Annotated in this window: 23 protein-coding genes; 9 read left to right on the top strand and 14 right to left on the bottom strand. The window is 70.8% G+C overall.

The genetic code is table 11. From position 1 onward, the window contains the following. Positions 1–407: 407 nt before the first annotated feature. A complete protein-coding gene (locus tag KF941_RS11390) occupies positions 408–1,061 on the bottom strand; it encodes a L,D-transpeptidase (RefSeq protein WP_036758186.1) in 654 nt (217 codons plus the stop codon). Positions 1,062–1,290: 229 nt separating this feature from the next. Between KF941_RS11390 and KF941_RS11385 the strand changes: the two genes are divergently transcribed. Continuing rightward, positions 1,291–1,854 carry a CAP domain-containing protein gene (locus KF941_RS11385; protein ID WP_036758184.1) on the top strand — a complete coding sequence of 188 codons (564 nt, stop codon included), beginning with the start codon at positions 1,291–1,293 and terminating at the stop codon, positions 1,852–1,854. A gap of 626 nt (positions 1,855–2,480) precedes the next feature. Here the strand turns inward: KF941_RS11385 and KF941_RS11380 are convergent. The 7 genes from KF941_RS11380 to KF941_RS11350 all read right to left on the bottom strand — a co-directional run bounded on the left by KF941_RS11380 (position 2,481) and on the right by KF941_RS11350 (position 9,468). After that, positions 2,481–2,753 (bottom strand): hypothetical protein, encoded by a 273-nt coding sequence (locus KF941_RS11380; protein WP_072461147.1) that lies wholly within the window; start codon positions 2,751–2,753, stop codon positions 2,481–2,483. 297 nt (positions 2,754–3,050) lie between these two features. Further along, complete coding sequence (locus KF941_RS11375; RefSeq protein WP_036758180.1) at positions 3,051–3,566, bottom strand: L,D-transpeptidase family protein; 516 nt, start codon at positions 3,564–3,566, stop codon at positions 3,051–3,053. A 65-nt stretch (positions 3,567–3,631) separates the two neighbouring features. Beyond that, on the bottom strand, positions 3,632–4,852 hold the full coding sequence (locus KF941_RS11370; protein WP_214273371.1) for a class I SAM-dependent RNA methyltransferase: 1,221 nt from the start codon (positions 4,850–4,852) through the stop codon (positions 3,632–3,634). Beyond that, positions 4,849–6,699: an ABC transporter ATP-binding protein gene (locus KF941_RS11365; protein WP_214273370.1), complete on the bottom strand. Its 1,851-nt coding sequence runs from the start codon at positions 6,697–6,699 to the stop codon at positions 4,849–4,851. Before KF941_RS11365 ends, KF941_RS11370 begins: the two co-directional genes overlap by 4 nt. Beyond that, positions 6,699–7,865, bottom strand: a complete 1,167-nt coding sequence (locus tag KF941_RS11360; RefSeq protein ID WP_072461144.1) for a CCA tRNA nucleotidyltransferase — start codon at positions 7,863–7,865, stop codon at positions 6,699–6,701. Before KF941_RS11360 ends, KF941_RS11365 begins: the two co-directional genes overlap by 1 nt. Beyond that, positions 7,862–8,446: a CoA pyrophosphatase gene (locus tag KF941_RS11355; RefSeq protein ID WP_036758173.1), complete on the bottom strand. Its 585-nt coding sequence runs from the start codon at positions 8,444–8,446 to the stop codon at positions 7,862–7,864. Before KF941_RS11355 ends, KF941_RS11360 begins: the two co-directional genes overlap by 4 nt. Continuing rightward, complete coding sequence (locus KF941_RS11350) at positions 8,446–9,468, bottom strand: Hsp33 family molecular chaperone HslO (RefSeq protein WP_214273369.1); 1,023 nt, start codon at positions 9,466–9,468, stop codon at positions 8,446–8,448. The genes KF941_RS11355 and KF941_RS11350 overlap by 1 nt, the downstream gene beginning before the upstream one ends. Before the next feature lie 222 nt (positions 9,469–9,690). On the opposite strand from KF941_RS11350, the gene rpe reads away from it, so the two are divergent. The 3 genes from rpe to KF941_RS11335 are packed head-to-tail and all read left to right on the top strand — an operon-like array spanning position 9,691 to position 12,039. Then, a complete protein-coding gene (gene rpe / locus KF941_RS11345; RefSeq protein WP_072461142.1) occupies positions 9,691–10,383 on the top strand; it encodes a ribulose-phosphate 3-epimerase in 693 nt (230 codons plus the stop codon). Further along, the gene (locus KF941_RS11340) at positions 10,380–11,579 is read left to right on the top strand and encodes a glycosyltransferase N-terminal domain-containing protein (protein WP_214273368.1); all 1,200 of its coding nucleotides are present in this window, start codon (positions 10,380–10,382) and stop codon (positions 11,577–11,579) included. Before rpe ends, KF941_RS11340 begins: the two co-directional genes overlap by 4 nt. A 40-nt stretch (positions 11,580–11,619) precedes the next feature. Then, positions 11,620–12,039 (top strand): DUF1178 family protein, encoded by a 420-nt coding sequence (locus tag KF941_RS11335; protein WP_036758165.1) that lies wholly within the window; start codon positions 11,620–11,622, stop codon positions 12,037–12,039. A gap of 3 nt (positions 12,040–12,042) precedes the next feature. On the opposite strand, the gene KF941_RS11330 is transcribed toward KF941_RS11335, so the two are convergent. The 4 genes from KF941_RS11330 to KF941_RS11315 all read right to left on the bottom strand — a co-directional run bounded on the left by KF941_RS11330 (position 12,043) and on the right by KF941_RS11315 (position 16,419). After that, positions 12,043–12,819: an ABC transporter ATP-binding protein gene (locus tag KF941_RS11330; protein WP_036758163.1), complete on the bottom strand. Its 777-nt coding sequence runs from the start codon at positions 12,817–12,819 to the stop codon at positions 12,043–12,045. Next, positions 12,819–13,853, bottom strand: coding sequence for an iron ABC transporter permease (locus tag KF941_RS11325; protein ID WP_036758161.1), 1,035 nt, complete (start codon positions 13,851–13,853; stop codon positions 12,819–12,821). Before KF941_RS11325 ends, KF941_RS11330 begins: the two co-directional genes overlap by 1 nt. Then, a complete protein-coding gene (locus KF941_RS11320) occupies positions 13,850–14,947 on the bottom strand; it encodes an ABC transporter substrate-binding protein (RefSeq protein WP_036758159.1) in 1,098 nt (365 codons plus the stop codon). Before KF941_RS11320 ends, KF941_RS11325 begins: the two co-directional genes overlap by 4 nt. Before the next feature lie 65 nt (positions 14,948–15,012). Then, entirely contained in the window at positions 15,013–16,419 is a 1,407-nt protein-coding gene (locus tag KF941_RS11315) for a YncE family protein (protein WP_214273367.1), read from the bottom strand. A 151-nt stretch (positions 16,420–16,570) separates the two neighbouring features. Here KF941_RS11315 and KF941_RS11310 point away from each other — a divergent pair, with 151 nt between their 5' ends. Next, positions 16,571–17,404, top strand: a complete 834-nt coding sequence (locus KF941_RS11310; RefSeq protein WP_214273366.1) for an alpha/beta hydrolase-fold protein — start codon at positions 16,571–16,573, stop codon at positions 17,402–17,404. 54 nt (positions 17,405–17,458) lie between these two features. Next, positions 17,459–17,629 carry a hypothetical protein gene (locus KF941_RS11305; protein WP_214273365.1) on the top strand — a complete coding sequence of 57 codons (171 nt, stop codon included), beginning with the start codon at positions 17,459–17,461 and terminating at the stop codon, positions 17,627–17,629. Positions 17,630–17,732: 103 nt separating this feature from the next. Here KF941_RS11305 and KF941_RS11300 read toward each other — a convergent pair whose 3' ends face one another. Continuing rightward, complete coding sequence (locus KF941_RS11300; protein WP_214273364.1) at positions 17,733–21,590, bottom strand: non-ribosomal peptide synthetase; 3,858 nt, start codon at positions 21,588–21,590, stop codon at positions 17,733–17,735. Positions 21,591–21,763: 173 nt separating this feature from the next. Between KF941_RS11300 and KF941_RS11295 the strand changes: the two genes are divergently transcribed. Next, positions 21,764–22,312 carry a cytochrome b gene (locus KF941_RS11295; protein ID WP_240540283.1) on the top strand — a complete coding sequence of 183 codons (549 nt, stop codon included), beginning with the start codon at positions 21,764–21,766 and terminating at the stop codon, positions 22,310–22,312. A 262-nt stretch (positions 22,313–22,574) separates the two neighbouring features. Beyond that, complete coding sequence (locus KF941_RS11290; RefSeq protein WP_036760319.1) at positions 22,575–22,907, top strand: DUF2794 domain-containing protein; 333 nt, start codon at positions 22,575–22,577, stop codon at positions 22,905–22,907. Between the two features lie 24 nt (positions 22,908–22,931). Here KF941_RS11290 and KF941_RS11285 read toward each other — a convergent pair whose 3' ends face one another. Continuing rightward, positions 22,932–23,771, bottom strand: coding sequence for a helix-turn-helix transcriptional regulator (locus KF941_RS11285; RefSeq protein WP_214273363.1), 840 nt, complete (start codon positions 23,769–23,771; stop codon positions 22,932–22,934). 67 nt (positions 23,772–23,838) lie between these two features. Here KF941_RS11285 and KF941_RS11280 point away from each other — a divergent pair, with 67 nt between their 5' ends. Continuing rightward, positions 23,839–25,206 (top strand): SLC13 family permease, encoded by a 1,368-nt coding sequence (locus KF941_RS11280; protein ID WP_214273362.1) that lies wholly within the window; start codon positions 23,839–23,841, stop codon positions 25,204–25,206. The last annotated feature ends 1 nt before the right edge of the window (position 25,207 follow it).

The raw sequence follows: 25,207 nt of genomic DNA, 5'->3' as shown, positions 1-25,207 counted from the left end.
GCGGCCCCTTGCTGTCACCTCTGTCCCGGCCGGGTCAGATCGACGGCATCCCGCCTCGCGGAGAGCCGATCCACCATCCGCCATTCGACCTGGGTGCGCAGGAGTGACCGGGGGACGGGTTGCTTCCTGCGGCGGTGCAGCCAGACCCTTCGCCCATCCAGGCGGACGAAACGAAAAGCGGGCCTCGCGACCCCCTTGCTGTCACCTTTGTCCCGGCCCGGTCAGATCCACTGCATCCCGCCTTGCGGAGAGCTGATCCATCATCCGGCATTCGGCCTCGGCCCGCAGGAGTGACCAGGGGGTCGGGCTGCATCCTCCGATGGTGCAGCCCAAGCACTTGCCGATCCAAAAGGTCGAAACGAAAAAGGGGCCTTGCGGCCCCTTGCTGTCGTTCCTGTTCGGCCGGGTCAGATCAGCAGAACCTGGGTGCCGATCTTGGTCAGGTCATAGAGCTGCTTGATATGCTCGTTGTAAAGGCCGATGCAGCCGTTCGAGGACTTGCGGCCGATCTTGCGCGTGTCATGCGTGCCGTGGATGCGGTAATACTGCCAGCTCAGCCACAGCGCATGGGTGCCCAGCGGGTTGTCCGGCCCCGGCGGCACGAAATCCGGCCATTCGGGGTTGCGCTTCTTCATCTCGGGGGTGGGCGCCCAGCTGGGGCCCTCGACCTTCTTGATGATCTCGGTGCGGCCGGTGCGGGTCAGGTCGGCGCTGACCGGGACCGAGGTCGGGAACAGCTTGTAGACCGACTGGTCCTCGGACCAGTAATGCAGCGCGCGCGAGGTCAGGTCGACCAGGATCGCGCCATTGGTCAGGCTGCTGAAATAGGGCTGCCAGTCCTGCATGCGGAAGCTGGAGATGTTGCGGCGCGAATCCTGCGCGGCGTCGTATTGCACCATGCCCGCATCCGGGGTGGCGCCGCCCGCCGTGCCCTGCAGGGGCTGGCCGGTATAGGGGTCGAAGGATTGCGCAATGGCCGGGGCCGCCAGCCCTGCCGCGCCCATCGCCACCGAGGCGGTCAGAAATTTCCGGCGCGAGACCGGTTTCTTCGGCGTGATCATGTGTCGCTCCTGATATGTGACGGACCGCTTCCTGCGGCCTTCTCTGCCCGAATGTGCGAAAGAGGTCTTGCTGGAACGGGGATTTACGCCCGCCGCAGGCGCCTTGCAATTCAAACAAGCGTCATTGTCGCAACACAGTCGCAGCCTGTTGCGCTCACGCAATCTTGGGTTTGAAGCGGCGGTTGCGCTTTTGTATGGCTGGCGCAAACATCCTTGGGGACAGGACATCATGCTGAAACTTTCCACCCTGGCGCTTGTGTCGGTGCTGGCGCTCGCGGCCTGCCAGCAGCCTCAGCCGCAACTGGGCCCCGACGGGCAGCCGCTGCCGACGGCCTATCGCATCACCCCGCGCGAAGAGGCGCAGATCCCCGGCCGCGTCCTGGGCCAGATCAACGCGCTGCGCGCCAATGTCGCGGCCCCCGCCATGATGCAGAGCCCCGCGCTGGATGCGGCCGCCAAGGTCCATGCCCGCGACATGGCGGCGCAGAACCGGGCCTGGCATTTCGGCTCGGACGGCTCTTCGCCGCTCGAGCGGGTGCGGCGCCAGGGCTACATGGGCCATCTGGTCGGCGAGAACATCTCCGAGACCTACGAGAACGAGATCACCACCCTGAACGCCTGGATGCAGACCCGCGACACCCGCGACGTGATCATGGACCCGCGCGCCACGGAATTCGGCATCGGCTGGTATCAGGAGCCTTCGGGCAAGATCTGGTGGGTGCTGATCACCGGCGGCGCGGCCGGCGCGCCGGTGGCCATGGCCGGCGGCTTTGCCCCCGGCGCCGGCATCTGACCGCGCGGCGCGGCCCACTGCGGGCCGCGTCATGTCCGTCCGGCCTGCGCGGCGCCCGGTCAGGGCCATTGCCGCCCCGCGCCCCGTCGGTGGCGCATGCCGGTTCGCGAAGAGGCCGAAGCAAGGATGCGGCATTCGGTGCCGGGTTCCGCCTTCCCGCCCGGCCTGCAAGCGGCGTCCGGTCGGGGCCATTGCCGCCGCTGCGCCCCGTCGGTGGCGCATGCCGGTTCGCGAAGAGGCCGAAGCAAGGATGCGGCATCCGGTGCCGGGTTCCAGCTTCCCGCCCGGCCTGCAAGCGGCATCCGGTCAGGACCGCTGCCGCCCCGCGCCCCGTCGGCGGCGCATGCCGGTTCGCGAAGAGGCCGAAGCAAGGATGCGGCATCCGGTGCCGGGTTCCAGCTTCCCGTCCGGCCTGCGCGGCGCCCGGTCAGACCGCTGCCGCCCCGCGCCCCGTCGGTGGCGCATGTCGGTTCACGAAGAGAGCCGGAGCAAGGATGCGGCATCCAGTGCCAGATGCCGTCATGTCCGGCCGGCCGAGGCTGGCCGGAAAATGCCGTCGTGGGACCGATCCTGTAGGGCGCAGCACGTTGGCCGCTTCGGTCCGCCGGACCCCGCGCCCCGGATCGTTATTTGAAGGTGATCTCGTATTCGCCTGCCTCGAAGGCCAGCATTTCGACGTATTTCATCTCGTCGGTGTCCTCGAAGACATAGACATAGACGGTGTCGTTCAGAAGCGTGGCGCGGCAGAAGACCTCCTTGGCCGTCACGCGGGCGGGACAGGTCTCGAGGTCGATATGGTTCACCGAAGGCTCGAATGCTTCATAGCCGAAATCCTGGGCCTGGGCGCCGGCGCCGGCGAAGGTGGCGGCCAGAAGGGCGGGGGCAAGTAGCGATCTCATGGATGATCTCCGCGAATAGGTGAAGAAGCGACTGATAATACCCAAGTGATTCAGTCAATTTTTTACCTACAGGCAGGCATCGCCCTTGTGCAACTCGTTATTTTGCCGCGAAGCCTCGGTTCAACCGACCCGCCCGCCCGGCCGGATCGCCCTGCCGGTGCAGGCGGAGCGAAGACCACGGGCGTTGTTCATGGCCGATGCGTCAGCCGCGCCGGCCGGGGCTTGCTGCCTTCCCGGCCTTCGGACATGGCAAGGCCCCGCGCTGATGCGCGGGGCCTGTCTCGTCCTCGGGCGGCGTCAGGGATAGATGAAGATCGGCACGCCCGGCCGCAGCATGGTGAAGATCTCCTCGATCTCCTGGTCGGTGACGGCGATGCAGCCGGCGGTCCAGTCCGGCCGGTTCAGCGCCCGCCCTTCGGGGCCGAGGCCGTGGATGAAGATGTCGCCGCCCGGCCGCTGGCCGCGCGCCGCCGCATTGGCCACGTCCTGCGCCGAAGGATAGGAGATGCCGACCGACAGGTGGTAACGGCTGCGCGGGTTGAAGCGGTCGATGAAATACAGGCCCTCGGGCGTGCGGCCGTCGCCTTCGAATTGCTTGTGGCCAAACGGCTGGTTGCCCAGGTCGATCTTGTAGCTTTTGACGACCTCCTTGCCGCTGACCAGATACATCTTGCGATCGGCCTTCTTGACCACGATCTGCGTGATCGGCGGCCCCTGATAGGTCTTGCTGGGTTGCAGGCTGTCGCCCCCGCCGCAGCTTGCCAAAACGGCTACTGCGACAACCGCGAAGAATGCGCGTATTGCCCGAATCATCACTGCCCTCTGTGTGCGCTATGCGCTTCGTTTTGTTATGAAATACCACAGAGATTAAAATTTCGCTAGCGTCGGCGAAACTCCGCCACGGTCTCGACATGCGGCGACCAGCGGAATTGGTCGACCACGAACAGCCGGCACAACCCATAGCCTCCCTCGGCGAGAATCCGCGCATCCCTTGCGAAAGTGACGGGGTCGCAGCTGACCCAGGCGAGCCGCGGCACCTGCGCGCGGGCGATCTCGCGCGCCTGCGCCTCGGCCCCGGCGCGGGGCGGATCGATCACGATTGCGTCATAGGCCAGCTCGTGGGGCATCAGCGGGCGGCGCGCCAGGTCGCGAATCTCGGTCGTGATTCGGCGCAGGCCCGGTGCCTGCCGGGCGGCGGCATCCAGCGCCTGCAACGGCGCGGCCAACCCCTCGACGGCATGGATCTCGGCCGTCTCGGCCAGGGGCAGCGAGAAGGTGCCGCAGCCCGCGAACAGGTCCAGCACCCGCCCGGCGTTCCCCACCATGCCGCGCACGGCGGCCAGCAGCGCGGCCTCGCCCTCGGCGGTGGCTTGCAGGAAAGCGCCCGGCGGCGGCACCACCCGCGCCCGGCCCATGGCCAGCGCCGGCGGGCGGCGGGTGATCGCCTGCCCGTCCCAGCCCAGCCGCGCCAGGTCGCCCTGGTCGGCCAGCGTCGCGAGGGCCTGGAACAGCGCCGGCTCCATCGGCTTGCCGCCGGAGACGGCCAAGTCCAGCCCCGCCGAAGTCTCGGTCACGGTCAGCGACAGCTCGGCCGAACGCGAGGCGCCAGCCGTCACCAGCTGCCGCAGCAGCGGCAGCGCGGACTGGATCGCCGGCCGCAGCACATGGCAATCGGCGATGTCCACGATCACGTCCGAGGCGCGGGCGTGAAAGCCCACGAGCGCGCCCTTCTTCGTGCGCCGCCCCGACAGCACCGCCCGCCGGCGCGAGCGCGGCGGCGAGACATGCACCCCCGCGACCGGCGCCGAAAGCCCCTGCGCCCGCAACGCCTCGGCCACCACGCCGACCTTCCATCCCTTCACGAAATCGTCCGAGCCATGCATCAGCGAACAGCCGCCGCAGGCGCGGTAATGCTGGCAGGGCGGCCGCACCCGCTCGGCCGAAGGCGTCACGATGCGCGGGGCGGCGATGCGGCCGGCCTCGGCCTCGCCCTCGATCTGTTCGCCGGGCAGGACCAGCGCGGCCAGCGCGCGCCGATCGCCGCTGATGGCGACGCCGTCGCCCTTGCGGCCCAGCCGCTCGACGGTCCAGAGCGTCACTCGGCGGCCTCCGCCGCATCGTCCTCGGTGCCCAGGAAGCCGCCCGACTGGCGGTTCCAGTAGCGCGCATAGGTGCCGTCCAGCGCCAGCAGATCGGCATGAGCGCCCTGTTCGACGATGCGCCCGGCCTCCAGCACGACGATGCGGTCCAGTTCGGCGATGGTCGAGAGCCGGTGGGCGATGGCCAGCACCGTCTTGCCCCGCATGGCGCGGTGCAGCGCGTCCTGGACCTGCGCCTCGACCTCGCTGTCCAGCGCGCTGGTCGCCTCGTCCAGGACCAGGATCGGCGCGTCCTTCAGCAGCGCGCGGGCCAATGCGATGCGCTGGCGCTGGCCGCCAGACAGCTTGACCCCGCGTTCGCCCAGATGCGCGTCATAGCCGGTGCGGCCCATGTGGTCGCGCAGCTTCAGGATGAACTCATGCGCCTCGGCGGCCGTGGCGGCGGCGACGATTTCCTCCTCGGTCGCATCGGGGCGGCCATACAGGATGTTCTCGCGCGCCGAGCGGTTGAACATCGCGGTTTCCTGCGTGACCATGGCGATGTTGCGGCGCAGGCTTTCCTGCGTCACCGCGCGCACGTCGTGGCCGTCCACCCGCACCGCGCCGCTTTCCACGTCGTAGAGCCGCAAAAGCAGCGAGACCATGGTGGATTTCCCCGCCCCCGAGGCGCCGACGATGCCCAGCTTTTCGCCGGGCGCGACATGCAGGTCCAGGTCGCTGATGCCGCCTTCACCGCGGCCATAGGCGAAATCCACATGGTCGAAGTCGATCCGCCCCGCGACCCGGCCCAGGGCGATGGCGTCGGGCGCATCGGTCAGGGCATGGGGCGGGGCCAGGGTCTTCATGCCGTCCTCGACCTCGCCGATGCTGCCCCAGACCCCCATCAGCGCCATGCTGACCCAGCCGGTCATCTGCGCCAGCCGCATGGCGATGGCGCCGGCGGCGGCGATGTCGCCCGCCGTGGCCATGCCCTGCCGCCACAACAGGATGGTGCCGCCGACCAGGATCACCGGCAGCGCGCCGGCGATGGTCATCAGCGACAGGCGAAACCAGGTGCTGACCCGGCCGAAGTCCAGCGCGCGTTCGCGGAAACCGGCCATGGCGCCAAGCGCGGCGCGGTCCTCGTGCTCGGCATGGGCGAAAAGCTTGACGGTCTTGATGTTGGTGATCGTGTCCACGACCTGCCCCGTGACCATGGCCCGCGCCGAGGCCCGGCTGGCCGAGCGCGTGCGGATGCGCGGCAGGAAGAAGCGGATCAGCAGCACGTATGAGCCCAGCCAGACCATCAGCGCCAGCGCGCCCCAGCCATCGACCGAGACCAGGAAGGCGGCAGAGCCGATCACCGATGCCAGCGCAAAGGCCACCACGTTGACGAATTCGGTCGCCACGTCGGTCACGGCGCGGGCGGTCTGCATCTGCTTTTGCGCGATGCGGCCGGCAAAGTCGTTGTCAAAGAAGGTCACTGCATGGCCCATGGTCCAGCGATGCAGCCGCGACAGCACCAGCGGCAGGATGTTCGGCCCGATGATGACGCTGGAGCTGGCGGTGGAAAGCCCGAAGATCGCCGGGCGGATCAGCAGGAAGAAGGCGGCAAAGCCCAGGATCAGCCCGCCCTGGTCCGCCCAGATCCGATCCGCGGGGGTCGAGACCACCGCATCCACCACCCAGCCCAGCAGCACGGCCGAGACCACGTCGGCGATGCCCCCCAGCGCCGAGGCCACCGCCGCCAGCGTCAGCCCCGGCCAGGCGCCCGACAGGCACCAGCGGAAGAATGCCAGCAGGCTGCGCGGCGGCGGACCCTCGGCCGGGCGGAAGGCGTCGATCATGCGGGCGAAGAAATCATGCATCAGGCGCGGGCCTCTTGTTGCAGGGCGATCCGCAGCAGCGCCTCGGGTGGCAGGGTGAAATCGCTTTCGACAAAGGCGTCCTCGGCCCGGCGCAGCGCCTCGCCCAGGGCGGGGCCGGACAGTTCGGGCATCAGGTCGCGGGCGGTCAGCGGGAATTTCGCCGCGGCGCCGCGCGCCAGTTCGTGGCACCAGCCAAAGGCCGGCCGGTCGCCGCGGGCGGCACGGATCAGCACCGATTGCGCGGCGTTCGCGCGGCCCAGGCGATAGGCGGCGGCCGGCGCGGGCATGGCCAGCGCCTGCGCGATCCGGTCCTGGGTGCGGGCCTCGTCCCGCGACAGGCGCAGCGCCCCGGCCGGGTTCGGCGCGCCCAAGAGCGCCAGCCGGCGCGGCCAGCAGGGCAGGGCGCCGGTGCCGTATTCCCGCTCGACCTCGACCAGGTCGGGCAGGTCGCTGGCATCCGCACCGGGCAGGACCAGCGGCAGCACGCCCGCCTCGGCCATCAGCGCCATGGCGGGGGAAGGGTCGGGGGCGTCGAGCAGCTTGCGCATCTCGTGGCCGATGCGTTCCTTCGAGATGCCGGCAAGCCCCTGGCGCAATTCGCGGCAGGCGGCCAGCGCGTGCAGGTCGGCCTCGCGCCCATACCAGGCCAGCAGGCGAAAGAAGCGCAGGATGCGCAGATAGTCCTCGGCGATGCGCGCGCGCGGGTCGCCGACGAAGCGCAGCCGGCGCGCCGCCAGGTCGGGCAGGCCGCCCACCGGGTCCAGCACCTCGCCCGAGGCGGTGGCGTAAAGCGCGTTCATGGTGAAGTCGCGGCGCTGCGCGTCATCCTCGATGCGGTCGGAATAGGCCACGACGGCGCGGCGGCCATCCGTTTCCACGTCGCGGCGGAAACTGGTGACTTCGAAGCCGCGGCCATCGGCGATGACGGTGACGGTGCCATGCTCGATGCCGGTGGGCACGCTGCGCAGGCCGGCCGCCTCGGCCAGCCGCACGGTCTCTTCGGGCCGGGCCGAGGTCGAGATGTCCACATCCGCCACCGGCTCGCCCAGAAGCGCGTTTCGGACCGCGCCGCCGACGATCAGCGCCTGCGCGCCCTGGGCCGCCAGCGCGGCCAGCACCTGCCCCAGGGCCGGGTCGTCGAGGAAGGGCGCGGTCAGCCGGGTCATCGGGCAATCCTTGTCGCAAGGGAATGCAGAACGCGGGCGGTGGCGCCCCAGATATAATAGGGGCCCCAGGGGGCGACGTAATAGTCGCGCCGCGCCCCGCGCCAGATCCGGCCCTCGACATGGTAGTTCGCCGGGTCGGATACATGGGCGAAGGGGACGGTAAACACCTCCTCGACCTCGCCCATCTCGGGGACGGGGGCGAAGGGGCCGTGGACCAGCGCCAGCACCGGGGTCATGGCAAAGCCGGTGATGGTTCGATGCGCCGGCATGGTGCCCAGCACCTCGACGCGGGCCGGGTCGAGGCCCACCTCCTCATGCGCTTCGCGCAGGGCGGCGGCGATCTCGTCGGCATCGCCGGGATCGACCTTGCCGCCGGGCAGGGCGATCTGGCCGGGATGGTGGCGCAGACTGCTGGCGCGCTTGGTCAGGATCAGCCGCCCGTCCACCGCGTCGAAGGCGGCCAGCACGCCGGCCGGGCGCAGCGCCACCTCGCCCGGCGGGGCGCCGCCGAAGTCGAAATCCGACGAGGGCCCCGTCGTTCCCGACAGGGCCCGCGTCAATGTCTCGCGGATCGTTCCCATCAAAGCGCGGCCCGGCTTTCCCCGGCCCCGACCTTGGGCAGGGGGTTGCCCTCGGCGTCGATCACCGCCTCGAAGCCCAGGCTTTTCGGGTCGAATTCGTAATGCGCGCCGCAGAACTGGCAATCGGCGGTGACGATGCCGTCGTCATTGGTCATGTGGCCGATGTCCTTGGCCGAATAGATCGACAGCGTGCTGCGCACCCGCTCGGCATTGCAGGAGCAGCCGAAGACCAGCGGCTGCGCGGCGAAGGCGGTCGGCTCTTCCTCGTGGAACAGGCGGAAGACCAGGTTGGGCAGCGGCAGGGCCGGGTCGACCAGCTCCATCGCCTCGACCGTGGCCATCAGCGTGGTGGCGCGGTTCCAGTCCTCGGATTGCGCGCCTTGCAGGATGTCGGCGGATTGCAGGTCGCCCTCGGGCCCGGCATGGCTGCCGGCCGGCAGGGTCTGCAGCATGATGCCGCCGGCGCGCCAATGGTCCTGGTGCTGGCCGGGCAGGCGTGCGCGGCCCACCGTCAGCTCGAACCGGGTCGGCAGCTGCTCGGACTGTTCGAAATAGGTCTGGGCGCAGCTGGCAAGCGAGCCGCCGGCCAGCGGGGTCAGGCCCTGGTAGGGGGTCGTGCCCTCGCCCTGGTCGATCAGCACCGCGAAATAGCCCTGGCCCAGCTGGTCGAAGCCGGGCAGGCCGTCTTGCAGGCGCTCGGCGTCGAAGCTGGCCCAGGCGCGCATGCGGGCGGGGGCGCCCTCGGTCTCGGGGGCGTAGTAGTCGGTGGCGATGGTGCGGATGGCGCCGTTGCCGCGCACCTGCAGCGAGAGCTTCCAGCGCAGCTTGATGGTCTGGCCGATCAGCGCGGCCAGGGTGGTGAGTTCCGCCACCATGGCGCTGACCGGGACCGGGTAGTCGTGGCGCGACAGGATGTGTTCGAGCAGGGGCCCGAGGCGCGCGACGCGGCCGCGCATGTCCGAGCGCTCCAGCTGGAAGGGCAGCATGCTGTCGTCCCAGGAAATTTCCTTCGTTTCGGTCATCACAAGTCCTTCGGAATAGGGATGCGCGGGGGCCGGCTGCGGCCTGGCGCCTTGGCCCCAATATAGGCCATGCGGCGGAAAGCCCAAGGGGGAAGCCGGGGGCTTCGCGCCCCCGGACCCCCGCGGGGTATTTGGAAAACGGAGAAATGCGACCTTCAGGCCTGTTGACGGCCGGCCGGCCGGGACGATAACCGGGACCAGGGGCATTGCAGGGAGCCAGACATGACGTTCGACCGCCGCATCAAGATCGCGCCTTCCATCCTTTCCGCGGATTTCGCCAATTTCGGCCAGGAATGCCGCGCCGTCGAGGACCAGGGCGCCGACTGGGTCCATGTCGATGTGATGGACGGGCATTTCGTGCCGAACCTGACCTTCGGCCCCGCCATGTGCAAGGCGATCCGGCCGCATATCCGCGGCGTGATGGACGTGCACCTGATGATCGCCCCGGTCGATCCCTATATCGAGGCCTTCGCCGAGGCGGGCAGCGACATCATCACCGCCCATGTCGAGGCCGGGGCGCATGTCCACCGCACGCTTCAGGCCATTCGCGGCGCCGGCGCCAGGGCCGGGCTGGCGCTGAACCCCGGCACCCCGGCGCAAGCCGCACGGCCGCTGCTGGACGATGTCGACCTGATCTGCGTGATGACGGTGAACCCCGGCTTCGGCGGGCAGAAGTTCATCCACAGCCAGGTCGAGAAGGTGCGCGAATTGCGCGCCATGATCGGCGACCGCCCGGTGCATATCGAGATCGACGGCGGCGTCGATCCCGTGACCGCGCCGCTGGTCGCGGCGGCGGGGGCGGATGTGCTGGTCGCCGGCTCGGCCGTGTTCCGCGGCGGCTCGGTGTCGAACAGCGCGCCCTATGGCGAGAACATCCGTGCCATCCGCGAGGCTGCCGAGGCCGCCCTGCGTTGATCTGGCGCGGCGCCACGGCGCTGGCCGGCGGGGCGCTGGGCCTGGCCGCGCCGCTGGCCGGGGCGGATTGGCGCGAGCGGCTGGCGCTGTCCGGCCCCGAGGCCGCGCCGGGCGGGATCTGGCTGCATGCGGCCAGCGTAGGCGAGCTGAACTCGGTTCAGGTGCTGGCCGAGGCGCTGGCGCGGGACTTTCCCCTGGTGGTGACGACCAACAGCCTGACCGGGCGCGCGCTGGCGCGGCGGCTGGGCCATCCCTGCGCGCTGGCGCCGCTGGACGTGCCGCAGGCCGTCGGGCGCTTTCTGGACCGGCTGCGGCCCGCGGTGCTGGTCACGGTCGAGAACGAGCTTTGGCCCAACCGTTCGGCCATGGCGGCGGCGCGGGGCGTGGCGCAGGTGGTGGTGGGCGCGCGCATCTCGGCCCGCTCGGCGGCGCGCTGGGGCCGGCTGCCGGGGCTGATCGGGCCGATGCTGGCCCGCATCGACGCGCTGTCGGCGCAGGATGCGGACAGCGAGGCGCGGCTTCTGGCGCTGGGGCTGCAGGCGGGCGCGCTGACGCCGCGGCTGAACCTGAAGCTGCTGGCCCCCGCCCAGGTCGAGCCGGGCGAGGACGGGCCGGAGCGCGCGCGCACCGTGCTGGCGGCCTCGACCCATGAGGGCGAGGATGCGCCGATGCTGGACGCCTGGGCCGCGGCGCGCGCGGCGGTGCCGGACCTGCGGCTGATCCTGGCGCCGCGCCATCCCCGCCGCGGCGATGCGGTGGCGGCGCTGATCGCGGCGCGGGGCCTGGATTTCGTCCGCCGCAGCCAGGGCGGCGGGCTGGGCGCGCCGGTGCTGCTGGCCGATACGCTGGGCGAGATGGCGGCATGGTATCGCGCCGCCGGCATCTGCATCACCGGCGGCTCCTTTGCCGATCACGGCGGCCATACGCCATGGGAGCCGGCGGCCTGGCGCTGTGCCATCCTGCACGGGCCGCATGTCGCCAACCATGCCGGCGACTATGCCGACCTGGCGGCGGCGGGCGCGGCGCGGGGCTGCACGGTCGAGGCGCTGCCGCAGGCGCTGGCCGCCCTGGCTCAGGACGGCGCGGGCCAGCGCCGCATGGGCGAGGCGGCGCGGGCGCTGCTTTTGGCGCGGGCTGGCGATCCCGCCACGCTGGTCGCGCGGATCAAGGCGCTGGCGCGGCGCGGCCTTGCATAAGCCCTTGCCCGGCCCGATATTCAAGGGGAAAGGAGTCGCGATGATCCGCTATGCCCTGCGCTGTGAAAAAGGCCATGATTTCGATGGCTGGTTCCGGTCCTCGGACGGGTTCGACGCCCTGCGCGCCGCGGGGCAGGTCACTTGCACGCATTGCGGCTCGGCCCAGGTGGACAAGGCGCTGATGGCGCCGCGCGTGGCGCATGGCCGCGACGATGCCCCCGACCTGCACAACCCCCGCAACGACCATGAGGCGGCGCTGGAAAAGCTGCGCCGCCATGTCGAGGAAACCTCGGATTACGTCGGCATGTCCTTTGCCGCCGAGGCCCGCGCCATGCACGAGGGCCTGGCGCCTGAGCGCGCGATCCATGGCGAGGCGAAGCTGGAAGAGGCCCGCAAGCTGCTGGAGGACGGCATTCCCGTCGCGCCCTTGCCCTTTCGTTCGCGGCAGCGGGCGAACTAGGGGTCAGCCCGGCGCGTGTTCGCCGTCGATCAGCACCATGATCCGCCCGCGCGAGCAGCGCTCGACCCGCGCCTCGACGCCATAGACCTGGGCCAGCAACTGCGGGGTCAGCACCTGTTCCGGCGCGCCTTCGGCATGGGTATGGCCGCCGTGGATCAGCACGATGCGGTCGGCCCATTGCGCCGCCAGCGCCAGGTCGTGCAGCACGGCTACGACGATGCGCCCCTCGCCCGCCAGGCGCCGCAGTTCGGAAAGCAGCCGCACCTGCCGCGCCAGGTCCAGCGCGCTGGTCGGCTCGTCCAGAAGCAGCAGGCGCGGGTCGCGCACGATGGCCTGCGCCAGGCTGACCATCTGCCGCTGCCCGCCCGACAGCGCCGACAGCGGCTCGAGCGCCAGCGCGCCGATGCCCAGCTTGTCCAGCACCGCCATGGCGGCGGCATCGGCCTGGCGCGCGCCCAGGGTCTCGCCCGCCCGCAGCGCCGCGATCACGCTTTCCAGCGCCACCAGCGACGAGCTTGACGGCAGGCTTTGCGGCATGAAGCCGATCAGCCGGGCGCGGTCGCGCATCGGCACATGGGCCAGGTCCTGCCCGTCCAGCAGCACCTGCCCGCCATGGGGCTGCAACTGGGCGATGGCGCGCAGAAGCGTGGATTTCCCGGCCGCGTTCGGCCCGGCCAGCACCGTGACCTCGCCCGGCCGCAGCAAGGGCAGGTCCAGCCCCGCAAGCACGCTGCGCGCGCCGTAGCGCACCGAGATGCCCTGCGCCAGCAGCCCCTGCATCAGCGCCGCCTGCCGCGCAGGATCAGCGCGAAAAAGATCGGCAGCCCGATCAGCGAGGTGACGAGGCCGACCGGCAGCAGCACCCCCGGCACCAGCGTCTTGCTGAGCGTCGAGGCCAGCGACATGACCAGCGCCCCGGTCAGGATGCTGGCGGGCAGGAAGACGCGGTGGTTCTCTCCGACCAGCATGCGGGCGATATGCGGCCCGGCCAGGCCGACGAAGCCGATGACGCCGACCATGGACACGGCCGAGGCGGCAAGCAGGCTGACCCGCAGCAGCGTCCAGCGCCTGAGGCCGGCCACATCGACGCCGAAGCTTTTCGCCTGGTCCTCGCCCAGCCGCAGCGCGGTCAGCTTCCACGCCGCGCGAAAGGAAAACGGCACCGCCACCGCCAGCACCACGCCGATCAGCACCACGCCCGGCCATTGTGCCGAAGCCAGGCTGCCCATGGTCCAGAACACCAGCTGTTGCAGCGCATCGGCCGAGGCGACGAATTGCAGCAAGGACAGCAGCGCGGCGGCGGTGAAGTTCAGCGCCACGCCGAACAGGATCAGCACCTCGGGGCCGCCGCCGCGGATGCGGCCCAACAGTTGCAACAGCCCCAGCGCGCCAAGCGCGAACAGGAAGGCGTTGCCCGAGACGCTCCAGACCGCCGGCAGGCCGGGCAGGGTCAGGCCCAGCACGATCGCCACCGCGGCGCCAAGCGCGGCCGAGGAGGACACGCCCAGCGTGAAGGGCTCGGCCAGGGGGTTTTCCAGCACGGTCTGCATCTCGGCCCCGGCCAGCGCCAGCGCCGCGCCGACCAGCAGCGCCATGCAGGCAACGGGCAGGCGCACGTCCCAGACGATGACCTGGGTGCCGCGCGCCACCTCGCCGCCGGTCAGCGCCCGCAGCGTATCGGCCAGGGGCAGGCCGGCCGGGCCCGTGACCAGGTCCAGCAGCAGCGCCGCCAGCGCGGCAAGGCCCAGCACCGCCACCAGAAGGGCGTTGCGCCGGCCTTGCCGGTGATAGCGCTGCAGCGTCGCGTCGCTCATTGTTCCGGCGTCACCCACCATGTTCCCGGCACGATGACGGGCGAGAAGCGGGCGTTGATCTCGGCCAGGGTCTTGGCGGGATCGACGTCCTGGAACAGGTCGGGATGAAAGGTCTTGGCCAAGTATTCTATCAGCGCGATATGCACGGGCGAATCGTTGAACAGGTGCCAGACGCCGGCCGTGCGCCCCTGTTCCACCGCGCGCAGCGAGGCAAAGCCCGGCGCCGCGATCAGCCGCTGAAAGCTGGCCTGCGCGGTCTCGGCATCCACGCCCGAGCCCAGAACCAGCCCGCCCCGCGCCGCCATATGCGTGCCGCCGGTGGCGATATAGACGTCCGGGTCGGCGCCGATCAGGTATTCCAGGCTGACGTTGCCCAGCACGCCCTTGACGGTGTCATGGCCGATGTTCTGCCCGCCGGCCGTGGTGATGAAGTCGTGAAACACCCCGCTGCCGACGGTCGAGCAGCAGTTCTGCGGCGCCGCATGGACGTGGAAGAACACGCGCGGCCGGGCGATCTCGGGGTCGGCCAGCCGGTCGCGGATGCGGGCCAGCCGGCTGTCGTAGAACTCGGCGAATTCCTCGGCGCGCTCCTCGGCGCCGGTCAGCTTGCCCAGGATGCGCAGGCTGGGGATCGAGTTTTCCTGCGGATGCGAGAAGAAATCGACATAGGCGACCGGGATGCCCGCCGCCTCGATCTGCTGGCGGGCGACCTCCATGCCGGGGTCGTTCCGGTCGATCAGCGTCAGCACCACCAGGTCGGGATGCAGCGCGATGATCGCCTCGGCCGAGATGTCGCGATTGCCCGAGCCGACCGGGCGGATCTGGTCGATGTCGGGGAATTTCTCGCGGTAGGCCTGCATGGTCGGCTCGTCCAGCGCCTTGTCCAGCCGCCAGCCGGAAACCAGCGCCACCGGATCGTCGTGGATCAGCCCCAGAACCGACAGGTGCCGCCCCTCGCCCAGCACGATGTGGCGGGCGGGCTCGGGCAGATGCACCTCGCGCCCCAGGATGTCGGTGGCCACCACATCCGCCGCGGCAGGGCCAAGCCAGGCGATCAGGGCGAATGCGGCAAGCAGCGGGCGGGTCAGGGTCATGGCGGGTCCGTTGGCTCATGCGCCGGGGCGCGCATGCGGGCGCCCCGGCAGGGTCAGCGCCCCTCTTACTCCGTGGCGGGGGTGATGCGCCAGATGCGGTCGCCCGCCTCGTCGTTTTCGCCGCGCGACTTGTTGACCGCCCAGACATTGCCCTTGCCGTCGGCGCGCAGCTGGTTGGGCAGGCTGCCGGCGTCCAGGTTCGCCACGATCTCGCCCTCGGGGCTGACCACGGTGATGGTGCCGGCGCCGCGGTTGGCGACATAGGCCAGGCGGCCCACCGGCTCGAAGGCGACGTTCAGCGGGCCGGCGCCCACGGCGACGTCATGCAGGACTTCGCCGGTCTCGGCCTTGACGATCAGCAGGTTGTCGGTGGCCTGCGAGGCGACGAAGATCAGCCCCTCCTGCGGGTCGTAGGCCACGCCCGAGGCCGCCTTGGCACCCGGCAGCGCGATCACCTTGACCTCGCCCGAGGCCAGGTCGACCACCGCCGCCTCGGGCGTGGACAGGCTGACCGTCACCAGCTTGCCGCCCGGCTCGTCGATGTCCAGCGCCATGGTCGAGAATTCCTCGCCCCGGATCTGCGACTTGATGGTGATCGGCTCCAAGGGCTCCAGGGTCTTGGTGTCGAAGACCTTGATCTCGGGCGTGCCGGTGGCGCTGGCATAGGCGCGGCCGTTGGCCTCGTCCACCACCACGTCGCGGGCATGGGGGACGGCGCCCGGCTCGAACTGCTTGACCAGCGACAGGTCGGACTGCTTGTAGACCGCGGCCGTGTCCTGGCGGGTATTCGTCACCCAGACATTGCCGTTCGCCTCGTCCACATCGACGCCATAGACCGCGAACAGGCCGCCGTCGCTGCCGTCGGGACGGGCGGGCGCGGCGCCGGGGGTGGCCTCGGCCTCGATCTTCAGCGTCTCGGGGTTGATCTTGACCAGCTTGGCCTCCTTGACCGGCGGGCGGCCGACGGCGCTGGTCACGAAGGCGGCATTCGCGGCCTCGCTGAACTTCACCTGGTAGAGCCCGCGCACCACCGGCTCGCTGGCGACGGCGAATTTCTCGGCCCCCGCGACCGGCACCTCGGGCGAGATCTTCAGCTCGACCACCTCGGCCGAGGCCGGGTTCTCGGTGATGACGACGATGGGCTGCAGGCCCGTCTCGGCCTCGGCGTCGATGTCGAGCGCAAAGCTGAACCCGCCCTCGGCATCGACGGCGATCGGCTCGGCGTTCAGCGCCTTGGTGCCGCGCATCAGCGTCACGGTCTGGCCGGGGATCAGGTTCTGGCCCTCGATCACCGCCTTGCCGCCCTTGAACACCGGGGCGCGATCGACGCCGCCGGCGCTGACGCGGCCGGCGAAATCGACCAGCGGCTTGGTAAAGACGGTTTCGGCCAGAACGGGGCCCGCGATCACCGAAAGCGCAAGCGCCGAGGCCCCCAGCAGGGCGCGAAGGGCGGGGCGCGATGGATATGCCATGAGAAACTCCTTGAAAACAGAACAGGACTCGCTTTGGCTGACCCCGATCAGGGCTGGCTTCGGTCAGCGGGCAACCTATATTCCTGACCGTCCTTGTCAACTAACGCCGGCAAGGATGCAGGGCTTTGTGAACGGGGGGAATTGTCGCATCATGTCGCAGCTTGGACAGGTTGGGCCGGATCACGCCAGGAAGCAGGCCGAACTGCGCATCTTTCAGACCGGGGCGCCGACGCATGCGCTGTCGCAGAAGGTGGTGGCGGTCGGCCCCGGCTACCGGCTGTTTTTGGCGGTGCCCAGGGCGCCGGCGCCGGCCGGGGGCTGGCCGGTGCTTTACATGCTGGACGGCAACGCCGCCTTCGATTTCCTGGCGCCCGAGCATCTGGCGCTGGCCCCCGGACTGATGATCGTCGGCATCGGCTATGACACCGACCGCCAATTCGCGCGCGAGCTGCGGACGCTGGACTTCACCGCGCCCGACGGGCCGGGCGACGGCCTGCGCCCCGACCATGTCCACGAAGGCCGCACGGCCGGCGGCGCGGCGATCTTTCACGACCGGCTGACCGGCCCGCTGCGTGCGGCGGCCGAGGCCGGCCTGCCCGTCGATCCCGCCCGCCGCACGCTTTGGGGCCACAGTTTCGGCGGGCTCTTCACGCTTTACGCGCTGCTGGCGCGGCCGCAGGGCTTTGCCCGCCATGCCGCGATCAGCCCCTCGATCTGGTGGGACGAGGCGCTGATTCGTCGCGTGGCCCAGGAAGCCGCGCCCGCATCCCTGCCGCTGCTGGTGGCGCTGGGGGATCGCGAAAAGCGCTCGGGCAGCGACGGCCCGCCGCCGGACGGGCCGGCGCCTGCCACGATGCAATTCGTCGCCGACCTGGCCCGCCATCCCGGCCACCGGGCGCAGCTGCATGTCCTGCCGGGGCTGATCCATATCCAGACGCTGGCGGGGTCGTTCCCGCTGGTCCTGCCTTTTGCCTGCGCGGATTAACCGGATCTCAATCCTCTTGTGCTGCTGTGGCGGCAAGCAAGAACGGAGATCGGGATGGTTTTCGCCAGATATGCGCTTGTCCTGCTGGGCCTGGTGCTGTGCGGGCTGGGCGTCGCGCAGGTGCAGCCGGGGGTGCCGGGTCTTTTCCGTCCCCGTCCCTGCCCCCGGCCATGGCTGTGCCGGGACCGGATGCGGCTGACATCCTGCTGGGCCTGGGCGGGCTGATCGGTGGGCTGGTCTGCGGCCTCATCGCGCTGGCCCTGGCCGGTCCGCAGCCGCCGCCGGCCCGCGCGCCGCCCAAGGGCGCGACCGGGACGGCGCCGGCCGGTCAGCCCCCGCCCAGCCTTTTGACCAGACCGGGCGCGATCAGGGCCGTGGCCTCGGCCGAGGTCATCTCGGCATGCAGGAAGGGCAGGTCGATCACCTCCAGCCCCTCGGCATAGGGTTCCCACATCCGGGGCGTCAGCGCCCGGTCCTTGTGGTCGCGGGCGGCGCGGAAATGCGTGATCGTGCCGGCAAGGCGGCGATGATGATGGCCGCGGATCAGCCGGTTGGTGCCCGTCACCGTGCGCACCACCCCGTCCAGCACCTGCGCGGGCAGCGCCCCCAGCGCGCTGTCGCCCCGGCGCAGGAAGGCCACCACCGCCTCGCGCGTGTCCAGCTCGCGATGCGCCTCGGGGTCGTAGCCGGCGATGGCCAGCAGCGCGCGCAGGGCGGCGACGGGATCCGGCTCGGGCTCGTCGCGCCAGGCGTCGCAGGGATAGCTGTCCAGCATGGCGACCAGGCCGGGCTCGCGGCCCATTGCGGACAGGATCACGGCGATTTCCTGCGCCAGGATGCCGCCGACCGACCAGCCGGCCAGATGGACCTTGCCCCGCGGCGCCAGTGCCGCGATGCGCTGCGCATAATCCTGCGCCAGTTCGGCCAGGCTTTCCGGCATCGCCACCGCCGGATCCAGGCCTGGATGTTGCAGCCCCCAGACCCGCCGCGCCGGCGCGATGCGCCGCGCCAGCCCGCGATAGCCCCAGGCAAGGCCGCCGGCCGGATGGATCAGGAACAGCGGCGCGGCCTGCGCATCGCCCTCGGCCAGCAGGATCAAGGGGCCCAGCCCGTCGTCATGCGGCGCCTGCGCGTCCAGCGCGGCGGCCAGCACCGCCAGGACCGGATGCTCGAAGATCGTGCCCAGGCCGGGGTCGCGGCCGGTTTCGGCCTCCAGCGCCTGCGCCAGCCGCACCGCGGAAAGCGAATCGCCCCCGAGCGCAAAGAAATCCGCCTCGGCCGGGGCGGGTTCGGGCAGGTGCAGGACCTCGGCGAAAAGCCGGGCCAGCAGCTGTTCGGTCGCGGTTTCCGCCGCGCGGCCCGAGGCGGCGAATTCCGGCGCGGGCAGCGCCTTGCGGTCGAGCTTGCCATTCGACGTGACCGGCAGCGCCTTGAGCGCCACCTCGGCCGAGGGGATCATGTAGGCGGGCAGCCCGGCCGCCAGCTGCTCGGCCAAAAGGCCCGGCCGCCAATCCGCCGTCGGCACCAGATAGGCGACGAGGCGCTTTTCGCCGGCATGATCCTCGCGCGCGATGACCACGCATTCGCGGGCCAGGCCAGATGCCATGATCGCCGCCTCGATCTCGCCCAGTTCGACCCGCAGCCCGCGGATCTTGACCTGGTGGTCCGAGCGGCCGAGATAGACCACCGCCCCGTCCGGCCGCAGCCGGGCCAGGTCGCCGGTGGCGTAAAGCCGCCCCTGGGGCGCGTCGATGAACCGTTCCGCCGTCAGGTCGGGCCGGCCCAGATAGCCGCGCGCCAGCTGCACGCCGCCCAGGTAAAGATGCCCGGCCAGGCCCGGCGGCACCGGGCGCATGCGGTCGTCCAGCACCTCCAGCGCCGTGTTCCAGACCGGCCAGCCGATCGGGATCGGGTTCGCGCGATCCTCGGGTCCGGCGGGCCAGTAGCTCACGTCCACCGCCGCCTCGGTCGGGCCATAGAGGTTGTGCAGCTCGGCCGTGATCCGGGCGTGGAAGCGGTCGCGCTGGTCCGCCGTCAGTTCTTCGCCCGAGCAGAACACCCGGCGCATCGCCAGCCCCTGCGAGGCGGGCGAGGCCAGGAAGGCGGACAGCATCGACGGTACGAAATGACAGGTGGTGATGGCGCGTTCGCGGATCAGGCGGGCGATGGCGGCAGGGTCGCGATGCGCGCCGGGCGGCGCCATGACCAGTTCCGCCCCGGCCAGCATCGGCAGGAAGAATTCCCAGACCGAGACGTCGAAGGTCGCCGGGGTCTTTTGCAGGATGCGGTCCTGGGCCGTGACGCCGTAATGCGCCTGCATCCACATCAGGCGGTTGACGATGGCGCGATGCTCGACGGCGACGCCCTTGGGCTCGCCGGTCGAGCCCGAGGTGAAGATGACATAGGCCAGGTCGCCCGGCTGCGGCCCCCCCGTGGGGCGACCCTCGGCCGGCCAGTCGTCCGGCAGCAGCAGCTCGGTGCCGGCCGGGAACAGCGCGGCAAGGTCGGCCGTGGCCAGCACCGCCACCGGCCGGGCCTGCGCCAGGATGCGGGCGATGCGCTCGGGCGGATGGGCGGGGTCCAGGGGCAGATAGGCCGCGCCGGCGCGCAGGATCGCCAGCAGTGCGAGGGGCAGTTCCAGTGATCGCTCCAGCGCCACGGCGACGATGCGGTCGGGGCCGGCGCCAAGGTCTTGCAGCCGCGCGGCAAGGGCGGCGCTGCGGCGGTCGAGATCGGCAAAGCTCAGGCTCTCGGCGCCAAAGCTGACGGCCGGGGCCTTGGGCGTGGCGGCAAGCTGCGCCTTGATCAGCGCGGTCAGGGTGGTGTCGGGCAGGGGATGGCGCGTCGCCTGGGCGCGCGCCTTCGCCGCGGCGATCTCGGCCGGGCTGGCGGTCGGCACCTCGGCCAGGGTTTCGGCCGCAAGCGCGGCCTCCAGGAAGGCGACCAGCCGGTCGCCATGGCCGCGCACCTCGTCGGGCGCATAAAGCGCGGGGTTCGCGTCCACCTCGAAGATCATGCCCGAGGCCGGGTCGCCGCGGAAGGTCAGCGTCAGGTCGTCGACCGCGCCCGCCCCCAGGATATGCAACCGGGTTTGCAGCCCCGGAAATTCCGGTGCCTTGTCAAAGGGCTGCACGTTCACCAGCGGACCATAGAGCCGCCTGGTGCCGCCGACCAGACCCAGTTCGCGGCGCAGAAGCTCGCTGCGGTAAAGGCCGCGGCGGCGGCCCTGCGCCATGCGTTTCGACTGCGCGGCCAGCCATTCGGGCAGGGGCGCGTCCTCGTCCAGCCGCAGCCGGTGCGGCAGCACGTTCATCGCCATGCAGGGCACCTGCGCGATCTTGCGGCCCATCCGCGCCATGAAGGGCAGGCCGATCACCGCCTCGCCCCCGGTCCAGCGCGCCAGGTAGGCGCCGGTCAGCGCATTCAGCACATCGGGCCAGCCCAGCCGGTGCCGGGCGGCATAGCCCGCCAGCCGGTCCAGCAGCGCCTGCGGCAGCAGGCGGGAATCGCGCAGGAAGTCGGCCCCGCTGACCGCGCGGCCCGGTGCCAGCCCCGCGACCTCGGGCAGGCCGGCCAGTTCCGCGTGCCACCAGTCGCGGTCGGCCAGCCGGCGGGGCGAGGCGCGCCAGGCCGCGTCCTCTTTGGTCGCCAGCGACAGCGGGCCAAAGGGCTCGGGCGCCGGCGCCCCGGCCACCAGCGCGGCGTAATGCGCGGCAATGCGGTTCGTCACCAGCACCATGCCATAGCCGTCGATGGCCAGGTGGTGGATGCGTTCGTAAAGCAGATGCCGCTCGGGGCCCAGGACGAACAGCGTCAGCGCCCCGGCCGGCGCGCGGCCCAGGTCCAGCGGGCGCCGGCTGTCGGCGCGCATCTGCGCCAGGGCCTGCGCCTCGGCATCGGGCTGGGCCGAGAGATCGGCAAAGCCCAGCATCGGCGGCAGGCCGACCCATTGCCGCGGCCCCTGGGGCCCGGCGGCGAAGCGCAGCGCCAGGGCCGGGGTCTCGGCGATGGTGCGCTGCACGGCCTGGGCCAGCGCGTCGCGGTCCAGCGGGCCGGTCAGTTCCAGATATTGCCCGGTGTTCAGGATCGGGTTGCCGGGGTCCAGCGCCTGGACATACCACAGCCCCTCCTGCGCCTCGGTCAAGGGGCAGCCGGTCTCGGTCGGGATGTCGTGATGCGTATCCATGTCAGGCGCGCCGCGGCCGGAACGGGGAAATTCGCAAGAAAAAGGAAGAGCTGACAACCATGTTACCCCAGGCACCGGATTGCGGGCCTTGCCCGTCTGCGGTCATGGCCATAATGTCACTAAGGAATTTAGTCAACTTTGCACCCGGAACCATGCCCCCCAGATCCTTGCCCTTGCGCGATACCGAGCAGCTCTATGGCCAGGTGACGCGCCTGCTGCATTGGAGCATTGCCGCGCTGATGCTGTGGCAGTTCCTCGGCATGGGGCTGCGGGCGGCTTTGGGCCGCACGCCGCTGGTGTCCTTTTTCGTCGGCTCGCATCAGCCGGTGGGCACGGTGCTGTTCCTGCTGATCGTCCTGCGGGTGGTCTGGGCCGTGGCGAACCGCGGCCGCCGGCCGGATCACGGCCCCGGCCTTTGGGGGCTGGCGGCGCGGCTGGGCCATCTGGCGCTGTATCTGGTCATGGTCCTGGTGCCGGTCGCGGCCCTGCTGCGCGCCTATGGCGGCGAGCGGGCCTTTGCCCCCTTCGGCTTCCAGATCTTCCCGGCCCAGCAGCCGCCGGTCGGCTGGATGGTCGGCCTGGGCGAGGCGCTGCATGGCGAGATGGCCTGGCTGCTTCTGGCGCTGATCGCGGGCCATGTCGTCATGGTCGGCGTGCACGAGGGCATGTGGCGCGACGGCACGCTGGCGCGCATGGCCGGGCGCCGGCGGGCGGGCCTTTAGCAGGCTGCTGAAAAAGTCCTTGCGACAGGACAGCGCGGGCGGGGAACCGGGAAATCCGCCTCAACTTTGCCGAAAACACCCCATTTTCGGGCCGATATTAGCTGGATCCAGAACGATTTCCGCTGCGTCGCCCTCTCAAAATCCTTTTTCAGCAGCCTGTTAGGCCACAGGCGGGGCTTTAGGCCACAATCGCGCGGGGCGCGGCGCGGGGCCGCCCTTTTTCGTTGCTTGCGCGCCGGGGCGGTGTCACCATTCCTTCATGATGAATGCGCCCTTCGGTTTCCCGTCCGAGCATGATCGCGTGGCCTTCGACCGGGCCGAACTGGGCGTCATCCTGTCCCTTTACGGCCGGATGGTCGCGGCGGGCGAATGGCGCGACTATGCCATGTCCTTCCTGCGCGACATGGCGGTCTTTTCGATCTTTCGCCGCGCGGCCGAGCATCCGCTCTATCGCATCGAAAAGCGTCCCCGGCTGCGCCAGGCGCAGGGGCAATATGCGGTGATCGGCATGGACGGGCGCATCCTCAAGCGCGGGCACGACCTGCCCACCGTGCTGCGCGTGCTGGAACGAAAGCTGATCCGCCCGGTGGACTGACCGGCGCGGCCGCTGGGCGGGCAGTCAAGCTTGCGCGCCCTCCGGCGGGCGGCTGGCGCGGTTGCGCAGGTAGCTTTGCGGCGGGACGCCGAAATGGCTGCGAAAGGCCGCGACGAAGGCGCTGGCGCTGCGATAGCCCAGCGAATGGGCGATGGTGGTGCTGCTTTCGCCGCGCTCCAGCCGGCCTACGGCGGCCAGCAGCCGCACCCGGCTGCGCCAGTCGCGAAAGGACAGGCCCGTCTCGGCCCGGAACAGCCGTTCCAGGGTGCGGGGGCTGGCCCCGGCCTCGGCCGCCAGCAGCGGCAGCGGCCGCGGGTCCGAGGGATGGCGCCCCAGATGCGCCGTCAGCCGCCGCAGCCGCGGATCCTGCCCGCCCGGCAGGTCGAGCGGCGCGGGCGCCGCCGCCGCGATCTCGTCCAGCGCCACCGCGCCCAGCCGGGCCAGGCGACCGGCGTCCCCTTCGGCCGCCATGCGCAGGATCACCTCGCGCAGCAGGGCCGAGATCGGCAGCACTTCGCAGCCCCGCCCCTCGGGCCGCACCGGGCAGGAGGGATCGACGTAAAGGTTGCGCGTCCGCGCCCCGGTGCCGGGACGCGAGACCACGCGCATCTCGTGCCGGGTGCCGCCGGGGATCCAGATGCCGAAGCCGGGCGGCACCAGCCAGACCCCGTCCTCGGCGCCAAGCCGCAACAGCCCCTCGGCCGCCCACAAAAGCTGGCCGCGCGGATGGGCATGGGGGGCGACATGCGCGCCCGCCGCCAGGTCGCGCCCATGCGCCAGCACCGGGCGCGCGGGATCGAGGACAAAGGCGGTGCCGCTGGGGTCGAAGCGCAGGATTGGCGGATCATCGACATCTTTTGTCATGATGGCGAACTTACGCAGGGGGCCGGCTTCTGTCTAGGCTGCGCCGTTCCCCTGTTCAGGCGCCGCCATGAAGCTTTCCACCCGTCCCCTTGTCTTTCTTGCCAGCCTGGTCCTGGCCGTCCTGCTGGCCGTCGGGCCGGTGCCGCAGCCGCTGGGCCGCAATGCCGCCGTGGTGCTGGTCACGCTGGCCTTGTGGAGCACCGGGCTGGTGCCGCCCTTCCTGACCTCGCTGATCTTCTTTGCCGCGGTGCTGATCCCCGGCCTTGCGCCGCCCGATCTGGTCTTTGCCGGCTTCGGCTCGGCCGCGGTCTGGCTGATCGTGTCGGGATTCGTGATCGGGGCGGCGATCACCGGCTCGGGGCTGGGCGGGCGGATCGCCGGGGTGCTGGCGCCGCTGGCGGGCGGCAGCTACCTGCGGCTGGTGGCGGTGATGACGCTGGCGGCGATGGCGCTGGGTTTCGTCATGCCCTCGTCGGTCGGGCGGGCGGTGGTGCTGGTGCCGGTCGGCATGGCGCTGGCGGAACGGCTGGGGCTGCACAAGGGCTCGAACGGGCGCATCGGGCTGGCGGTGGCGCTGACCCTGGCCTGCAACATGCCCAGCTTTGCCATCCTGCCCTCGAACATTCCCAACATGATCCTGGCCGGCGCGGCCGAGGGGCAGCACGGCGTCACCTTCGGCTACATGTCCTATCTGCTGCTGCATTACCCGGTGCTGGGGATCGCGAAATCGGCGCTGACCGTGGCGCTGATCGTCGCGCTGTTCCCCGACCGGATCGAGGCCGGCAGCGCCGAGGCCACCCCGCGGGCCCCGCTTTCGCCGCAGGAGCGGCGGGTGGCGCTGATCCTGGCCGCCACGCTGGCCCTGTGGATGACGGACCGGCTGCACGGCGTCGGCCCGGCCTGGATCGGGATCGCCACGGCGGCGCTGCTCTTGATGCCGGGGCTGGGCGCGGTGCCGCCCAAGCAGTTCAACGCCTCGGTCGATTTCGGCATGGTGCTGTTCGTCGCCGGGGCGCTGGCCTTGGGGGCGGTGGTCAATGCCTCGGGGCTGGGCAGCGTGCTGGGCGGGGTCTTGCAGGACTGGCTGCCGCTGCACCAGGGCGCGAGCTTCGTCAACTTCCTGTCGCTGACCTCGATGTCGGGGCTGATGGGGCTGGTCACGACCAATCCCGGCGTGCCCACCGTGCTGACGCCGATGGCGCCGGACCTGGCCGCCGCCACGGGGCTGTCGCTCAAGGCGGTGCTGATGACCCAGGTGGTCGGCTTTGCCACGGTGATCTTTCCCTATCAGGTCGGGCCGCTGGTGCTGGCCATGCAGCTTTCGGGCGAGAAGCTGGGCCATGTGCTGCGCATCACCGTGCCGCTGGCGGTGCTGACCTTCCTGGTGCTGATGCCGCTGGACTGGCTGTGGTGGCGCCTGCTGGGCTGGCTGTGAT

The organism is Paracoccus sp. pheM1, assembly GCF_018499825.1.
Lineage (GTDB): Bacteria > Pseudomonadota > Alphaproteobacteria > Rhodobacterales > Rhodobacteraceae > Paracoccus > Paracoccus versutus.
The sequence above is the reverse complement of the archived record's forward strand: the minus strand, read 5'-3'. Positions and strand labels throughout refer to the sequence as shown.

Bases quoted from the DNA above. Each gene is read 5' to 3' on its own strand.
- KF941_RS11290 (WP_036760319.1), top strand. From the start codon at position 22,575: ATGAATGCGCCCTTCGGTTTCCCGTCCGAGCATGATCGCGTGGCCTTC.
- KF941_RS11390 (WP_036758186.1), bottom strand. From the start codon at position 1,061: ATGATCACGCCGAAGAAACCGGTCTCGCGCCGGAAATTTCTGACCGCC.
- rpe (WP_072461142.1), top strand. From the start codon at position 9,691: ATGACGTTCGACCGCCGCATCAAGATCGCGCCTTCCATCCTTTCCGCG.
- KF941_RS11300 (WP_214273364.1), bottom strand. From the start codon at position 21,590: ATGGATACGCATCACGACATCCCGACCGAGACCGGCTGCCCCTTGACC.
- KF941_RS11280 (WP_214273362.1), top strand. From the start codon at position 23,839: ATGAAGCTTTCCACCCGTCCCCTTGTCTTTCTTGCCAGCCTGGTCCTG.
- KF941_RS11375 (WP_036758180.1), bottom strand. From the start codon at position 3,566: ATGATTCGGGCAATACGCGCATTCTTCGCGGTTGTCGCAGTAGCCGTT.
- KF941_RS11350 (WP_214273369.1), bottom strand. From the start codon at position 9,468: ATGACCGAAACGAAGGAAATTTCCTGGGACGACAGCATGCTGCCCTTC.
- KF941_RS11320 (WP_036758159.1), bottom strand. From the start codon at position 14,947: ATGACCCTGACCCGCCCGCTGCTTGCCGCATTCGCCCTGATCGCCTGG.
- KF941_RS11360 (WP_072461144.1), bottom strand. From the start codon at position 7,865: ATGACCCGGCTGACCGCGCCCTTCCTCGACGACCCGGCCCTGGGGCAG.
- KF941_RS11285 (WP_214273363.1), bottom strand. From the start codon at position 23,771: ATGACAAAAGATGTCGATGATCCGCCAATCCTGCGCTTCGACCCCAGC.
- KF941_RS11385 (WP_036758184.1), top strand. From the start codon at position 1,291: ATGCTGAAACTTTCCACCCTGGCGCTTGTGTCGGTGCTGGCGCTCGCG.
- KF941_RS11335 (WP_036758165.1), top strand. From the start codon at position 11,620: ATGATCCGCTATGCCCTGCGCTGTGAAAAAGGCCATGATTTCGATGGC.
- KF941_RS11380 (WP_072461147.1), bottom strand. From the start codon at position 2,753: ATGAGATCGCTACTTGCCCCCGCCCTTCTGGCCGCCACCTTCGCCGGC.
- KF941_RS11305 (WP_214273365.1), top strand. From the start codon at position 17,459: ATGGTTTTCGCCAGATATGCGCTTGTCCTGCTGGGCCTGGTGCTGTGC.
- KF941_RS11365 (WP_214273370.1), bottom strand. From the start codon at position 6,699: ATGCATGATTTCTTCGCCCGCATGATCGACGCCTTCCGCCCGGCCGAG.
- KF941_RS11315 (WP_214273367.1), bottom strand. From the start codon at position 16,419: ATGGCATATCCATCGCGCCCCGCCCTTCGCGCCCTGCTGGGGGCCTCG.
- KF941_RS11330 (WP_036758163.1), bottom strand. From the start codon at position 12,819: ATGCAGGGGCTGCTGGCGCAGGGCATCTCGGTGCGCTACGGCGCGCGC.
- KF941_RS11310 (WP_214273366.1), top strand. From the start codon at position 16,571: ATGTCGCAGCTTGGACAGGTTGGGCCGGATCACGCCAGGAAGCAGGCC.
- KF941_RS11355 (WP_036758173.1), bottom strand. From the start codon at position 8,446: ATGGGAACGATCCGCGAGACATTGACGCGGGCCCTGTCGGGAACGACG.
- KF941_RS11325 (WP_036758161.1), bottom strand. From the start codon at position 13,853: ATGAGCGACGCGACGCTGCAGCGCTATCACCGGCAAGGCCGGCGCAAC.